At 38.9% G+C, this 16,366-nt stretch carries 11 protein-coding genes; 5 read left to right on the plus strand and 6 right to left on the minus strand.

All coding sequences use genetic code 11. From position 1 onward, the window contains the following. Window positions 1–4: 4 nt before the first annotated feature. Window positions 5–1,321 carry a recombinase family protein gene (locus tag RMZ43_RS24950; RefSeq protein WP_322652825.1) on the minus strand — a complete coding sequence of 439 codons (1,317 nt, stop codon included), beginning with the start codon at window positions 1,319–1,321 and terminating at the stop codon, window positions 5–7. 86 nt (window positions 1,322–1,407) lie between these two features. Next, window positions 1,408–1,767 (minus strand): VOC family protein, encoded by a 360-nt coding sequence (locus RMZ43_RS24955; protein WP_322652826.1) that lies wholly within the window; start codon window positions 1,765–1,767, stop codon window positions 1,408–1,410. A gap of 575 nt (window positions 1,768–2,342) precedes the next feature. Between RMZ43_RS24955 and RMZ43_RS24960 the strand changes: the two genes are divergently transcribed. Further along, a complete protein-coding gene (locus RMZ43_RS24960; protein ID WP_229464523.1) occupies window positions 2,343–2,585 on the plus strand; it encodes a type II toxin-antitoxin system HicB family antitoxin in 243 nt (80 codons plus the stop codon). Further along, complete coding sequence (locus RMZ43_RS24965) at window positions 2,585–2,803, plus strand: type II toxin-antitoxin system HicA family toxin (RefSeq protein ID WP_300423126.1); 219 nt, start codon at window positions 2,585–2,587, stop codon at window positions 2,801–2,803. Before RMZ43_RS24960 ends, RMZ43_RS24965 begins: the two co-directional genes overlap by 1 nt. 19 nt (window positions 2,804–2,822) lie before the next feature. Here the strand turns inward: RMZ43_RS24965 and RMZ43_RS24970 are convergent, their stop codons facing one another. Beyond that, window positions 2,823–4,760, minus strand: a complete 1,938-nt coding sequence (locus RMZ43_RS24970; RefSeq protein WP_322652827.1) for a tetratricopeptide repeat protein — start codon at window positions 4,758–4,760, stop codon at window positions 2,823–2,825. Further along, window positions 4,711–6,054: a P-loop NTPase fold protein gene (locus RMZ43_RS24975; protein WP_322652828.1), complete on the minus strand. Its 1,344-nt coding sequence runs from the start codon at window positions 6,052–6,054 to the stop codon at window positions 4,711–4,713. The genes RMZ43_RS24970 and RMZ43_RS24975 overlap by 50 nt, the downstream gene beginning before the upstream one ends. Before the next feature lie 649 nt (window positions 6,055–6,703). Here RMZ43_RS24975 and RMZ43_RS24980 point away from each other — a divergent pair. Beyond that, a complete protein-coding gene (locus RMZ43_RS24980) occupies window positions 6,704–8,608 on the plus strand; it encodes an adenylate/guanylate cyclase domain-containing protein (protein WP_322652829.1) in 1,905 nt (634 codons plus the stop codon). A 66-nt stretch (window positions 8,609–8,674) separates the two neighbouring features. On the opposite strand, the gene RMZ43_RS24985 is transcribed toward RMZ43_RS24980, so the two are convergent. Next, window positions 8,675–9,847 carry a homospermidine biosynthesis protein gene (locus RMZ43_RS24985; protein ID WP_322649877.1) on the minus strand — a complete coding sequence of 391 codons (1,173 nt, stop codon included), beginning with the start codon at window positions 9,845–9,847 and terminating at the stop codon, window positions 8,675–8,677. A 242-nt stretch (window positions 9,848–10,089) separates the two neighbouring features. Here RMZ43_RS24985 and RMZ43_RS24990 point away from each other — a divergent pair, with 242 nt between their 5' ends. Beyond that, a complete protein-coding gene (locus RMZ43_RS24990; protein WP_322649878.1) occupies window positions 10,090–10,974 on the plus strand; it encodes a ParA family protein in 885 nt (294 codons plus the stop codon). 282 nt (window positions 10,975–11,256) lie between these two features. Further along, the gene (locus tag RMZ43_RS24995) at window positions 11,257–14,640 is read left to right on the plus strand and encodes an amino acid permease (RefSeq protein WP_322652830.1); all 3,384 of its coding nucleotides are present in this window, start codon (window positions 11,257–11,259) and stop codon (window positions 14,638–14,640) included. A gap of 419 nt (window positions 14,641–15,059) precedes the next feature. Here the strand turns inward: RMZ43_RS24995 and RMZ43_RS25000 are convergent, their stop codons facing one another. Beyond that, the gene (locus RMZ43_RS25000; RefSeq protein WP_322649880.1) at window positions 15,060–16,208 is read right to left on the minus strand and encodes a histidine decarboxylase; all 1,149 of its coding nucleotides are present in this window, start codon (window positions 16,206–16,208) and stop codon (window positions 15,060–15,062) included. Between the last annotated feature and the right edge of the window lie 158 nt (window positions 16,209–16,366).

The raw sequence follows: 16,366 nt of genomic DNA on the forward strand, positions 1-16,366 counted from the left end.
TCAATTAAAAAATAAAAATAACTTGGAGTTTTAATTCTTTATTCTCAACAGTAATGTTAATTTGCCTGATAAACTCTCGAAAGTAAAATCGTCGTTCTGTTTCCGATAAATCTAACCAAAATTGTGGTATAGAAACAGCTTGAGCAACAGAACGCAAGTTAACTGGGGGGAGAGTCGCTAACTTTGCTTCAAGTGCAGAAATTTCTGTGCGGAGTTTGTAAGCCCTTAACTTTGCTGTTTCAACATCTAAAATTCCAGTTTCAATTAAAGCGGGTAACTGAGCAAGTATTTCTTGCTGACGAGCGATCGCTTGTCCTAAACTATTCTTGACTGCATCCAACTGAGGAAAATTCATCCCCGCGACGGCTAAGGGTAAGTCACAGCAAACGGTTTCAATTGTATGTTCTAAAACCTCTTGGTAGGGAATAGCCTTACACTTGGGGCGTTGAGGACAGCTAGGAGAACGTAAATAAAGATACTCCTTATCTTGGTTCCGTTGGGTAACACGAGTAACTGTTAGATGTGACTGACACTCAGCACAGACAACCAACCCAGCTAAAGAACGCCTAGCACTAGCAGTTCGGGGTGGTAAACGGCTGTTACGGCGTAAAAGTCGGTCAACTTGGGCAGCTTCTTCCTTAGAAATTATCGGAATATGGGTATTAGAGATAATTTCACCATTTTGGTAAGCTGTATTGCCGCGATAAACTGGATTAGTTAGCCAGCGCCTTCCTGTAGTGACAGAGATTTTTTTGCCGTATTTTTTCGCCAAGTAACGAACTGAACCCCGTAGGGAACCATAGAGTAAAAAGTGTTCAAAAAAATCTTTGACTACTGGTGAAGTACTACGATCAATAGTATATTTTCCTTTACCTCTGCGATAGCCGTAGGGAACTTTGCCCGGTGGCGGTGCAACCTCAAGACGATTACGGGCATGTCCTTGACGGATGCGACGGCTACGTTGCTGACGTTGGATTGCGTGTAGCAAATTCAGCAAGTCAGCGCCCAGAGGGTAATTTTCGGAAGTGTAGGGTTGTTCTGTGGCAATTATTGCTACTCCCATTACTTCGAGTTTATGTAAGCGATCGCTAATTTCCTCTACAGTATCCCCTAATTCTTCCAACCGACGAATTAACAGATAATCTGCTGGTTCAGTTTCGCAATCAGTAAATAATTGTTGTAATTGCGTTCGCGTAGCCTGTGCAGAAGACTCTGGCTTACCCAAATCTTCATAAACCCGATCCACTTCCCATCCCCAATCACCCTGATCGGGAGCAGATTCTAGTAGCGGATTGGTGTAAGAGTAAGCAATTATTTTCATTAGTCATTAGTCATGAGTCACTTATCAGTAATTATTATTCTCTTCTGCTCCCCCTGCCTCCCCTACTCCCCACTCCCTACTCCCCTTTATTGCTGACTCAACTCGATAATATTTCCATCAGGATCTTGAATGAATAAAGCAGGGCGACCAGAAGCACTGGGTTGAATGAGATAATTATGATTGAGCAACTCTTGTTTAGCAGCGTCCAAGTTAGCGACTGAGAAAGCTACGTGAGGGTTGCGTCCCCATTTTTCGTTTGGGTTTTCGGTGGGTACAGTAGGTGCAACTATTAAGTGAATTTGATAGTTGCCGACTTGATACCATGCACCAGCGTATTTTAGGGAACGATCTATTTTGGATAATCCTAATACTTTGCCATAAAAGTGTTCAGAGCGTTCTAAGTCAGTCACGAGAATTGCTGTATGGAGACTTTGGGTAATCTGCATTGTCGGTAAGTGCGATCGCGTTTATTTAAATTTTGACGTAGTTTTGGCATATACTTTGACCTGTCTCCTAAAACGAGAGAGGCTTTGAATCTAACTCCCTAGCCTAACGCTAGTAGGGAAGGGGCTGTTCTTGTTAGGTCTGTATATAACTCAACACAGAAGCGCTATTATATTGATGCGATCGCGCTGCTTACCAATAAGTGCTGTCTTGCCGTTGAGTATTTGCATTGCCGTGTTATGTCAATGCAACCTCTTGCAATTTGATTGTATCAACTTGCTACGCCTGCCTAATGAGTATGATCTGGTCGCGCCCCTGTTAAATGCCATCACTCCATCAGTTTGGTAATCTCTCTAACGCCTCTCGTGCGATCGCCTCCCAATATTCATCCTTATACTCAACATATATCTCCAACGCTGTTTGTAAATTAACTCTCGCCTCTGCATAGTTTTCTTGTGCTTTTGCAAGCGTTCCTAAAGCGTGGTAGGTGAGTGCTTGAGAATAGCGATCGCCAATCTAAACTTTAATTTTTAGCTTACAATTTAGTAATATAGCCAGTTTTGTACAAAATCTCTAAATGCTGACAGAGTATATTCAAGCAGCTTTGCACAGAGCAAACTATGAAATTTTAGAAGATGGTACTTTTTATGCAGAAGTACCTGAATTGCAAGGGTTATATGCGAATGCGTCTACACTAGAAGCTTGCAGAGAAGAGTTAAAACAATCTTTAGAAGAGTGGATTGTTTTAGGACTACAGTTAGGGCATAATTTACCTGAATTAGACGGAATCTCTCTTGCTTTGAAAAAGGATGCGGCTTAATGCCAAACTTTGGGCCGATTAATCGCAGGGATTTAATTTATTACCTGAAAAAACTTGCTTTTGAAGGCCCTTACTCAGGTACAAAACATCAATTTATGGTTAAAGATGAACTGAGATTAATCATTCCTAACCCCCACGAAGGAGATATCAGCAAAAGCTTACTGGCAAAAATTTTAAAACAGGCTCAAGTTAGTAGAGATGAATGGGAAGCGCTTTAAAGGTGCGATCGCCTCGCCATCACTCCGGTAATCTCTCTAACGCCTCCCGTGTGATCGCCCCCCAATATTCATCCTTATACTCAACATATATCTCCAACGCTGTCTGCAAATTAACCCTCGCCTCTGCGTAGTTTTCTTCTGCTTCTGCAAGCGTTCCTAAAGCGTGGTAAGTGATTGCTTGGGAATAGCGATCGCTAAATTCGATGTAGATAGCCAAAGCTTGTTGGTAATTGCGTCGCGCCTCCTCAAATTCCCCCAAATCTTGGGCAACAGATCCCAAATTGTGGTAAGTGCGTGCTTGAGAATAGCGATCGCCAAATTCGATTTTAATTACCAAAGCTTGTTGATAATTGCGCCGCGCCTGTTCAAATTCCCCCAATTTTTGATCAACTATTCCTAAGTTGTGGTAGGTACTAGCTTGGGAATAGCGATCGCCAAATTCGATTTTGATAGCCAAAGCTTGTTGATAGTTGCGCCGCGCCTCCTCGAATTCCCTCAATTCTTCAGCAACCATTCCCAACTGGTGGTATGAATAATTCTGATTGTATCTATCTTGGTATTCAATCCATATTTCCAGAGCCTGTTGATAGTTACGCCGTGCTTCCTCAAACTCTCGGTATTCAAAGGCAACATTTCCTAGCCAATGGTAAGTACTAGCAGAAGAATGGCGATCACCAAATTCGATATCGATAGCCAAAGCTTGTTGGTAATTGCGCCGCGCCTCCTCAAATTCACGCAAATTTTGGGCAACTCTTCCCAACTGGTAGTAGGTGCCACCAGAAGAATAGTGATCGCCAAATTCGATTCTGATAGTCAAAGCTTGTTGGTAACAGTGCCGCGCCTCCTCAAACTCTCGCAAATTTTGGGCAACTGTTCCCAACTGGTGATAAGTGCTAGCAGAAGAATAGCGATCGCCTATTTGTTGTTCAATTTCTAGACGCTGTTGATAAAAAGTTGTCGCCTGTGTAAATTGTCTCAAGTCTCGGTAAGCATTCCCCAGTTTAAACAAAGCAGCAATTTCGCCGCGAGGATTCTGAAGTTGCTGTGAAATACTTAAAGATTTTTGATAATAAGTAATTGCCGTATCAAATTGCCTTTCCTGCCTATAAGAATCTCCTAATGTGTTAAGGACTTCAGCATGGAAGGTAGAATATTGAAACTCATTAGCTATTTTTTTAGCTTCTTCTAAATATTCTCTAGCTTTGATAGGTTCATTCTTACTTAAATAAGCGACTCCTAGCTGATGCAAAATATTACTACAGTTGCGGAGGTTTTCTCCTGTCGGATGATGTCCAGTAGGTTTATATTCCATTAGCAGGCGGTGTAATAAATCGATCCGCTCTTGCTTTTCTGGAGGTTCTAATCTGTTTACGATTCTCTCAGTGTTTTGAGTCTCATTAATCGCATAATCTTTAGTAACTTGAGGTGTTTGAAACCGAAACATCCCCGATTGCCAAGCCCAAAAATCAGGAGCAAATTTAGCTAACCGAGTCAGGGCATAATCTGGCAAAATAAACAGAATCGGATGAGGAACAGTTCTCTTATAAGCATCTCGGACAAAGTTGAGGTCTTGTAAAACTGGCGGATAGTCTCCATAAACGCCAATAGACTTTTCTAAACCTTGTACAATCAAGACTAATTTTTTATTAGATTCTATCTCAATAGTTGGTAATATCTTAAGAATTTCATCTTTAATAAATCGCAAATTTGCATCAGAAAAATTCATAGTCACAAACTGAATCTCCTGACAATCAGGATTTGTCTTTAGCGCCTCAACTAATATTTCTGCATCTGGGGTAAAATTAATTTCTACAAAACCAATGGTAAACTTTTCTGCAAAATCTACAAAGGTGAGTAATTCACCAAATACCTGTTGATTAAGCGCGATAAACGGCCCTATTTCTGAACTAAGGTTGCGCTGCAAGTGCAGATTCGATGGCTTTCTGGAAGAATTCATTTTGCTTCACCACTGGATTCGGGTAATTCCATCGTTTATCGCCGTTGTATTCCAAAACTGAAGTGTTAAACAGCATTAACTGACCAATATCATCTTTGCTGACATTCTTGGTTATACACACTTGGGCTAAAAACGCATAATGTTCTTCAGGAATAAACCTTTCAAAACTAAATTGCTGTTGTTTCACAGCATAGATAATATCTTCAGCAATAATTTTGGCATGTTTGCGAGTACTAGCAGTATAGCAAGCAGTCCGCATCATCTGCATTAATTGGCGGACATGTCCTCCACTGGCTTTAGCTAAATCTAGCAATTCTTGGCGAGATTCAAATACAGCATCAATATCTACCCGCTTTTCAATGACGCTGGCAACTGCTTCTAGTCCCGTTTGATTGTAGTTTAAATGGTAGCGATCGCGTTCAAATTCATAAATATTCACCATTGGGACAATATGAGGATTCCCATCAAACTGATTGAGTGGGTTTTTAGGCGAACAAAGCACAGAAATTGGAACTGTATAAATTATCGTGCAGTATAATTCTTGTAACTGAGCCGCGTAGTCAAAAAATAAATGTTCTGCGATCGTCGGTGGTACACGATCCATATTGTCAAAAATAATCAATAAACCCTTACATTCAGGGAATTTTTTTCGGAGTTTAACGTAGGCATCTCCTAATAAAAGATTAATATCTGCTTTGAGACGGGATAGGTCTTTTTCTAAAGTTTGGCGAATAGTAGTTTTTTGCTTATCAGAACCTTTAATTTGTGCCAGTAATTTGACCATCAATTTAGCAATAAATGGAGCTTCTGGTTTCAGAGTCGCTTCTCCCTGAATACTGACAGATTTTTCTACACTTTCTTCGGTTTCTTTGGTAATATCCTTAAACCAAGATTCAAAGTTTTGCAAAAGTTGAGAATCAAATTTTAAATCTAATTTACGCAACTCAAATTCTACTTGTTTTATGACGATTAAATATAAATCTGTATAATTAGCATCATTAATATCTGTTTCTTCGTTAACTTCTAAATAAATTACGTGGTATTGTTCTTCCCATTGCTTCTGAATACGTTTTAATTCTGTACTTTTGCCACAGCCACGATGTCCGGTAAACAAAATAGTGCTAAAATCTGCGGGTTCTTGAAAGTCTAAAATTGTACTAACGCTGTCTATTGCTGAAGTTTTGCGGACTGCTGATAAATCAACATAGTACCGCTCCATATCTGCACCCTCTAGCGGTTCAACATTACAAACTTGAAATGCAGCTTTGAGAGTATTAGCACGCTGTTGATTCATTGGGTTCTGACTAACTTTATAGAGGCGACTTTCTCCAGATTAAATTTTAGGCGATCGCAGTGTGACTTTACATTTAATAAAAGTTTACTTTTTAATTTATCAAGTCTTTGTAGTATATTATACTTTAACAAATCGCATAAAAATATAACTTTCAGCTTTACCCAGCACTGGATTGCACAAGAGTGATTTTGTTAAACTAGCGATCGCTTATAAACCGCACTGTTAAGTATAATTTACTAACTTAACTCAGAATTATACTTAATTGTCAATCCTCCAAAAGATAGAATACATGTTATTTACGCTTACTTGGTTAATTTTGATCGACCAAATTAAAAGGTTGCTCATGGTCATTTTCGCTCAACTACACTGGGTTATGTGAAAAAACAGCATAATTAATCAATTAATATCAATTTCAGTAAGACAATTGAGTATTAGTAACTTCTAAAAAATTTACCCAAACAAGCTTGTATATTGCTCAAACATTTGAAAGAATAACTAAAATAATCATCAATGATACTAAATTATTAATTATTATTTCTAATTTCTAAGTTATTAATTTCGATATGATGATTGCCTCATCGGCGAAAAATTTAACTTTGATATTACTATTATTTAAAAGTTATCTTTTTGAATTTAATACAAAAACTACATGGATCAAGTAATTACTGCAATGGCAGATGCTTTGTTTATAACTAATAATATAGGGAAAATAAAAAAAGTAAATCGTGCTGCTCAACAATTATTTGGTTTTAGTGAAGAAGAATTAATTAATAAACCAATATCATTAATAATTGATGAAGAGCAAGTTTTAATAGAAGCCATTCACCAGCATTCTTCTTTTCAGAAAAATCTTCAGAATTTAGAGGTAGTTTGCCGAACCAAGACTAGAGAAAAGCGGTTGATTGCTTTTTCTTGTTCAGTAATTCCGAAAAAAATAAAAGGATTAGAGGAGATTGTCTACATTGGTCGGGATATTACCGCTCGTCAGCAACGGGAACAACGGACAAGTGCCCAGTATGCTATCACTCGTGTATTATCAGAATCACAAACTGTAAAACAGGTAATTCCGAAAATTTTGCAGTCGATTTGTCAAAACTTAGGATGGGATTTAGGTGAACTTTGGGCACCAAGTCAATATATTGGTACTTCTATACAAGGAGATAGCCTTAATGCAGTATTAAGGTGTGTAGAAATTTGGTCAAGTCGAGTAATTTCTGCGCGAGAGTTTAAAGCAATCACCTGGCAAACTACATATACACCCGGTGTTGGCTTACCTGGCCGAATTTGGATCAGACGTTTGCCTTTGTGGATTCAAGATATTACAGAAGATGGAGACCAAAGGCGATCGCAACCTGCTGCTGAGGCTGGATTACATGCAGCTTTTGGCTTCCCCATCTTAGACGATAGTGAAATCTTAGGAGTGATGGTTTTCTTTAGCCGGGATGTACAACCAAAGGATAAAGAGTTATTGCAAATGGTGGGTTCTATTGGTAGTCAAATCGCCCAGTTTATCAAACGCAAACAAGCAGAAGATGCTCTTGTAGAAAGTGAAGAACGATATCGAGATTTATTTGAAAATGCTAATGATTTGATTCAATGCGTTAATGCCTATGGTCGTTTTTTGTATGTCAATCGTGCATGGCAAGAAGCTTTGGGATATAGCGAAGCTGAAATTGTGAATATGAATATTTTTGATATTATACATCCAGAGTTTAAACAAGACTGTTTGCAAAAGTTTTATCGGGTGCTGTCAGGAGAAAAGATCGGGCAAGTTAAAGCTGCATTCGTTACTAAAGACGGTCAAACAATCTTTATAGAAGGTAATATTAACTGTAAATTTGTTGAAGGTTATCCAGTTGCGACTCGCGGCATTTTTCGTAATATCACCCAGCGATTAGCAACAGAAGAAGCGCTACGCCATCAGCAGGAAGAAACCGAGCGTTTGTTGAGGAATATTTTGCCAGCAGCAATCTCCAAACCCTCGAAAGAAGTAACTAACATACTCGAAGACGTTGCTGATGTCACAGTTTTATTTGCAGATATTGTCAGCTTTAGCGATATTGCTGCTTCTATGAGTGCAATTCAACTGCTAAACTTACTCAACTCGATTTTCTCAACTTTTGATCGCCTCACCGAACAATATGGTTTAGAGAGAATTAAAACCATTGGTGATGCTTATATGGTAGTTGGTGGTTTGCCCACACGCCGCCAGGATCATGCTCAAGCGATCGCTCAAATGGCACTCCAGATGCAAGCTGCGATCGCTCTATTTAATACTGAGAATAACCAAAACTTTAACATCCGTATCGGCATCCATACTGGTTCCGTAGCTACAAGAGTAATTGAATCCAAAGAAATTACGTATAATCTCTGGGGAGATACAGTAAACATCGCCCAATACATGGAATACCAAGGTATTGCTGGTAAAATACAAGTTACAGAAGATACTTATAAATTTTTGCGTAATGAATTTGTATTTGAAAAGCGGGGCGAAATCGAAGTTCAAGGCAAAGGGAAAATAACCACTTATTTGTTGATTGCACACAAGGGATGAGGGGCATTTGAAAGAGGTAATTTTTTATTCTCCCCCTTGCCCCCTGCCTCCCCTACTCCCCACTCCCTACGTATTCGGAATCAACCGCCCACAAGGATAAGTTGCTGTTTGCTTTTGGGCACTTTCAGCCACTGCTGTTGGAATTTGATCCGATGATTGGGTTTTGGCTGCTAGATAGTCTTTTTGCAGTTTATCCAAAATGGCTTCTCGCTTGTCGTATACACGCTTCAGTGGACGAGGTTCGCACTTGTTCAAGACGTATGCTGTCACCAATGGTAGAGCGATCGTGCTATCGGTATAACAAACAATTGTGTTAGGTAACTCTTCCGGGTCAATCTTACCCCAACTGACAGCTTCCGATGGAGTTGCTCCAGACAAACCGCCTGTATCGGGACGCGCATCGGTAAACTGCACAAAGTAATCGTGTCCTCGTTCTTCTAGCCCCAATACCTCGTGAAGTTGCGGTTGGGTTTGGAGCAAAAAGTTTTTGGGACTACCGCCACCAAGAATTACAGCTGCACTTTTACCTCCAGATTCACGGGCATTATATGCGATCGCAGCCGTTTCATTGACATCAATTGATGGATCTAACACCAACTGCGAACCTTCCAAAGCTAAAGCCGCCACATTCATCCCAATAGAGCTATCTCCTGGAGAAGACGTATATATAGGCACGCCATACTCATAAGCTGTAGCAAGCAAGCAGGAATTCTGTACACCCAACTGCTTTTCTACTTCCCGAACATACTTACCTAGTAAATGGTGAAACTCAGCAGTTCCCATCCGCTTCTGAAATGCTTCCCCTTGCAAAATTTTGCGGATGAAAGCATCAGTTTCTAGTAGCACATCGTAACCAAAGATAATGTCATAAATGCGAATAGTGCCTTCCTGGCGCAGTTTCACATCATCCAAAAACGGATTACCAGCAAAAAGTTCAAAACCCAAACCGTAGTGCATATCGTGGTAAAGATTTGCACCAGTGCTAATCATCCAGTCAATAAAGCCATTGCGAATTAAGGGTGCAAGTGCTGAAACCCCAAATCCTGCTGGCGTCATCGCACCGGAAAGGCTAACTCCCACCGTCACACCTTCTGTTAGCACATCACGACTCAATAGTTGGCAGATTTCCCGCAATCGTGCTGAGTTATAAGCGGTAAAGTATTGATCAATCAAATCCACCACATTAATATCATTTGATATAGGTGTAGGTGCGATTTTTTGACCCAGCTGTTTAGACATTTTGGCACTCCCGAACAGTAAACACGCCGAATCTAATAGTATCTAGCTTTCAACCAAAGTTACAGCAATTTTACTAGTGTAATACCGCGTAAATCCACCCACGGCACGAAGAAGAGGTCATTTCCCTCTGCCCTCTGCTTCTTCGTTGAGATTTTAAAAATATTAAATTTAATAAAAGATTTAATAGATCGAGACAGGTATACGCTACCTACATGGAAATGCGTCAACAGAGGACTCAACCAATGGGATATGTAATTGCTACTGCAAATATGAAAGGTGGCGTTGGTAAAACCACCCTCACTGTCAACTTAGCTACCTGTTTAGCTAAAAATCATGGTAAACGGGTGCTTGTCCTGGATTTAGACAGCCAAATTAGCGCCACACTCAGTTTGATGTCGCCTCTAGATTTTGCCAAGCGTCGTAAACAAAGTAAGACATTTAGGTATCTGATTGACCAAGTTATCAATCCAGAACCAGAAGCAAAATTGACAATTCAAGATATCATTCAATCCCAGGTTTGTAATCTTGCTGGACTGGATTTATTACCAGGAGATATCGACTTATATGATGAATTTGTTGTGTCAGAAATGCTGCATCAACAAGCAACTGCTTTGGGTGAACAAGACTTTGAAACAATTTGGAATCGTTTTGAAAGAGTCTTGATAAATAATATTTTAAAATCTGTACGTCAAGAATATGATTTTATTCTCTTGGATTGTGCGCCTGGATATAATTTATTGACTCGTAGCGCTTTAGCTGCAAGTGATTTTTACATACTTCCTGCTAAACCAGAACCTTTATCAGTGGTGGGTATTCAACTGTTAGAAAGACGCATTGCCCAATTAAAAGACAGTCACGGAAATGAAACCAAAATAGATATAAAAATGCTAGGAATTGTATTCAGTATGTCTAGCGCTAACCTTCTCACTGGCAGATACTATAAACAAGTGATGCACCGCGTTGTTGAAGATTTCGGTGTAGAAAAAATTTGTAAGGTACAAATACCAGTTGATGTCAACGTTGCGAAGGCTGTTGATAGTTTTATGCCAGCTGTTTTAAATGCTCCCCAATCAGCTGGTTCAAAAGCGTTCTTTCAATTAACTCAGGAGTTGTTGCAAAAGCTATAGTTATAGCTCCAGAACTGATGATTTCAAAGAAGAGGCAGGGAGCAGGGGAATGACTTTTGACTTCGCTGTACCCCTTCGGGGAAGCAAGCTACGTACAGCGTCCCGTAGGCAAAGGGCTGGCCCCATAATAACCCTATTAAAGGCTGCATGCCTCCTGCCTTCCTCGATATATAGTGGTAATAATTAAGTAGTTTTTCTGATAAGTCCAGCGTTTATACTGAAGCTATCTACAGTAATATTCGGCTATTGAGTGAAGAGACCAGTAAATCTAGTTAAGAAACAATGCTTACTAAAAATTCTCTACAGGCAGAGAAAAGTCAACACTCGGTAATGCCTTTACCACAAACTCTGAGTTATCTCGAAACCTGGGGCTTTGGTTTAACGGGTCATGTGGGGTGGATTGGTACTGCCCCCATTATTCATGCAGCGTTAGGGCCTAGAGCTATCTTAGTTTGGTTCTTTGGCACGATCATTTCTTTTTTACTCAACTTGCAGGTACAAAGTTTAGGTAGACATTGGCCAGATGTCGCTGGAGGAACACCAAACTATACCACAAGGCTACTAAAGAACTTTCCTAGCTTAGGCCGTTACGTAGCATTAGGATACTTTTTTAGCTGGGCAGCAGCACCAGCACTATATGCAATTATTCTTACAGACCTAATTAAAGTCAATTTTGAAACATTAGATATTTCTTGTCCAGAAACTTTTTTAAAAGTTCTTTTTACAGTAATTCCTTTTATTTTGGCTTTCAGTGGCACTCGTGCTTTAGCACTCCTGCATTTATTTTTTGTATTCCCAGCCATTTTATTACTACTTTTGTTTTGTTTTCAAGGCGTAGTATGGTCAGCCTTTTCAACCACTAGTTTTAAACTTATCCTAAGTAACACAGAGAGCCTAAGCTTTGAAGAATGGGCAAAGTGCTTTTTTCTAGCTAGCTATTCAATTTATGCTTGTGAAACCACTTCTTCTTTTGTTGCTGATAGCCGCCACCCGTATAAAACTTTGCAGTTCTTAACCGTAGCTGCTTGGCTCATTCCTGCGGTGTTTTTAGGTGCTTCTTGGGTATTAATGTGTTCGTCTCCAGACCCAACAATAGGTAGCGATGTATTCTTAAATCTGGTGGCAGCTTCTAAGCCTTTTTGGGGTGAATCTGCCTCTTTTATAGTTACACTTCTCATTACTGTATCCTGCCTTTTAAGTGCTGCTACGGCAGTTTCCAACTCTCCTCGGATATTATATCAACTTGCTTTAGACGATCAGCTTTCTCCTCTATTTGCATTAGTTTCCCCCGAAGGTGTCCTTGGGCCCGCTATCTTAGTTACCTTTCTACTCAGTCTGCTTTGTCTAAATTTGGGAAATGTAGCTCAACTTGTCACGGTAGCAGGCACCTGTTATCTCGTGTCTATTATGGGTCTACATCTGGGATTATGGCTGTGTCGGGGCAAACCGCAGGTGTTATGGCCTTGGTGGTCACTTAGTTTTTTCTGTATAGAAGCAGTAGTTTTAATAGTAGGAGGTTTAGCTTGGAATTGGAGAGATTTTTTAGTGGGTTTATTATTACCTATTATTCTGATGATAGGAGATGTCGCGCTACGTCGCTCAAATTTAGAACCATTACATCTAAAATGGTGGAGACAGCTTTACAGCGTTAGGTCTAGTAGAAACAACCAGGATTTTGTCGTACTACAGGTGATTGTTCTAGTATCATTAATTTGTATTACTGCTACAACCAGTTGGCTTCTCCGCGATTTATTAGACAAAAATTATCATTACATTCATAATTCTTTGCTAGCTATTCTGTTAGTGACGCTTTCTGTTGCAGGGGTTGCGATCGCTTGCTGGACTACTTTACCACAAATCGTTGCTATTGATAATGCACGCAAACAAGCAAAAAGTCTGTTTATTACTACTCTCGATACCGTCCCCGATACTGTTTTAGTCTTAGATGAAAACGGTAGAATTTGCCAGACAAATGCTGCTGCTGAAGAATTATTTCAAACAACTATTCAGCAGCTAATTGGCAAAAAATTGAATCAACTTTTAATCAACTATCGCGGCAAACCAGAGCAATGGTCTATTAGAAGTGAGCAAACCTTAAAAATCAACCAAGGTCTACTAATTGTCGAATCGACTATTTCACAGCCATTTAATTCCCAGTTACGAGAGTATGTTGTTATTATCCGTGATATTACTAAGCGTAAATTAGTAGAAAAAGAATTAGTTCAGTATCGTCATAAGCTTGAGCAGATGGTTCTAGAACGCACCGTTGAACTTATTAGAGTGAATCAACAACTTGAGCAAGACATTATCAAGCGTCAACAAGCACAAGAGCAATTACTGCACAATAGTCTTCATGATGGGCTAACCGGATTACCTAATCAACGATTATTTTTGGAGCGAGTACAGGGAGCAATAGAACGTAATAAACAAAAAAATAAATATTTATTTGCTGTACTCTTCTTAGACTTAGACCGCTTTAAAGTTGTTAATGACAGCCTTGGACATCTACTTGGAAATCAACTTCTAATTGAAATTTCTCATCGGCTAAAATCAGTTCTGCGAGTTGGAGATATAGTTGCCCGTTTTGGTGGAGATGAATTCACAATATTAATTGAGGAAGTTGAGGATATTAGCACCGCTATACAGGTAGCCGAGCGAATTAAAAAAGTTTTAGCTATACCATTTCAATTAAATGAGCATAGGGTATTTACTAATGCTAGTATTGGCATCGCTTTAAGTAAAGCAGATTATGAACAAGCAGCGCAGATTCTCCGCGATGCCGATGTGGCAATGTACTGCGCCAAATCACTTGGTAAGGCACGCTATGAGGTCTTTGACCGAAAAATGCACGAGGGTGCATCTTTGCTTTTGGAGTTAGAAACTGCTCTGCGAAATGCACTACTCAAACCAGAAGAATTTTGTCTTGATTACCAGCCAATTATTTCACTGACAACTGGTAAAATTATTGGATTTGAGGCACTGATACGTTGGCATCATCCAGAACGAGGACTTATTTGCCCTCAAGATTTTATTCCCTTAGCAGAAGAAACTGGAATGATTCTTAATATCGGGCAATGGGTGCTTTATGAAGCCTGTAATCAAATGCACAAATGGCATAAACAATTTCCTAGCTCATTACCTTTGACAGTTAGCGTTAATTTTTCTGGGAAACAAATCACCCAAGCTGATGTATTTAAACAAGTTAAAGATATTTTAGAGGAGACTGGGCTGAACCCATGCAGTTTGAAATTGGAGATTACCGAAACCTTATTGATGGATAATTTTGAATTAGCTACTACCGTACTTTCCCAGTTAACAGCGCTGAATGTCGAGTTGCACATGGATGATTTTGGTACTGGCTATTCATCTCTGAATTATCTGCATCGCCTACCAATCAAAACCCTTAAAATTGACCGTTCTTTTGTCAGTAATATAGGTAGTCGAGGAGAAAATTTAGAAATTGTTCGAGCTATTGTGACATTAGCTCATAATTTAAATATGTCTGTAACAGCAGAAGGGATAGAAACTGTAGAGCAATTAGCACAACTGAAGGCTTTACAATGTGATTATGGACAAGGATATTTTTTCTTACCAGCTATGGAAAGTGCAGAAATAGAAATATTACTTGCTGGTAACTTGTGTTATAAAAACTTTTTAAAGAAATAAAACAGGAGTCAGAATTCAGGAGTCAGTATTCAGAATACTCTACCCATAAAAGAATAAAGTTTTAATACCATTTCACTAAAATCCTGATACAAATTCTTTCCCCTCTGCTCCCCTGCTCCTCTGCTCCCCTGCTTGCCTAAATGTATCAACCTTAAAGTGAAACGGTATAAGGGGAAAATTTTTAATAGTAGTTGCTTCTATCAGAAGCAAAGGTGCGTGGCGGGAAGTTTGCGGTAGCTTCTCGTAGAGAAGTATGGTTTTAAACCAATATTTAGAACCTAGTCGTACAGAATTAATACTGAATTCTCGTCTCCGGCTCCGCTCCTAAGTTATGAATTATTTTCATAAAATATTGGAATCAAATTCTCTTTAGAGAAATCTCGTAAAATTGGGCGATTAAGATAGCTTGATAACCTAAATTAGTTTAGTACTGGCTGTAGCTGGAAATCCTCGGCGTTATCAAATAACTCTTCTTGCAAAAGTTCATTAATAAAAATATCAATTTTCTTCCGATTAATATTCTGCATGACTATAATATGTGCCCAATCTTCAAAAACTGCTAACTGCCACTTTTTAATTAACCTTTGAGAAGGTTTTTGAAATACTACGGTATTAGAAAAATTATTTAACATGCATGGATATTCTCTTATTTGAAGTTGTTGTAAAAGATATTGAGCATTATCAACACAAGTATTTGCTTCTCTAGCTAATCCATCATAACCTCTTGTTTGCACTGCATACCAGAGAATTAGGGGAGTGTGACCATTTCTAGAACCTAGAATTGTTGTGTCTGTTGAACCAATATATTCAATTGCTGTTTCAACTTTTTCTACCCATTTTTTCTTGGTTAAAACTACACCGCAAGGTAACGGAGAACCAATGAATTTAGCAGAAATAGCTATGCTATCTATGGGTTTTTGAAAGTTAACTTGGGGAGCGTCATCTAAAAACGGTAATATTAATCCTGAAAGTGCAGCATCACAATGAATGTAGTAATCTTTAATCTGATTGCGCTCTAAAATTTTTAGAACTTTGTCTAGGTTATCAATTGCACCTTTGACGGTAGTCCCAATATTTAAATTTATGATGGCTGGATAACTACGATTTTCACTAAGTAGTTGTTCAAAATGGTTATAATCCATTTCTCCATTAATTTGCGAATTAACAACATTATGTTGAATGCGGAATAATTTAGCTGCTTTAGGAATTGAGTAATGAGAGTCTTGTGATGAGTAAAGAATCCCATTCGGGTAGATTTCCCTTGCTAAGAACATTCCATATAAATTACCTTCAGTTCCGCCAGCAGTAACATAACCCCAAAACTGATCTTCTGGAATCTTGTAGAGGTTAGCAAAAAAAGATAATACTTCTTGCTCGAAATTCCGAGAATGAAGACCAAAATCTGGCTCTATGTATGGATCTCCAGCATTATTTAATAAATAATTGAAAAACTTTGAGATCGCACTGTAATCACAACTTAAATTATATGGATACCCTGCATGAAACTGCGATCGCTGTTCTATTTGTACCAAAAAATCTGCCAAGTCTTTAGCAACTTTATTTGACATATCTTTGTGTCTCTTAAATTTTGATTGGCTTAATACATGTTTTAATCTAAGTTGTACGTATTAATCAATACCTTTATATTTTCTTAATAATCTCTATATAAGGCTATTTTATCAGTATTTCTACGTGAAAATGCTTATTTACTTCAGTAATACTACCC

This window comes from Nostoc sp. CmiVER01 (assembly GCF_034531135.2).
Lineage (GTDB): Bacteria > Cyanobacteriota > Cyanobacteriia > Cyanobacteriales > Nostocaceae > Nostoc.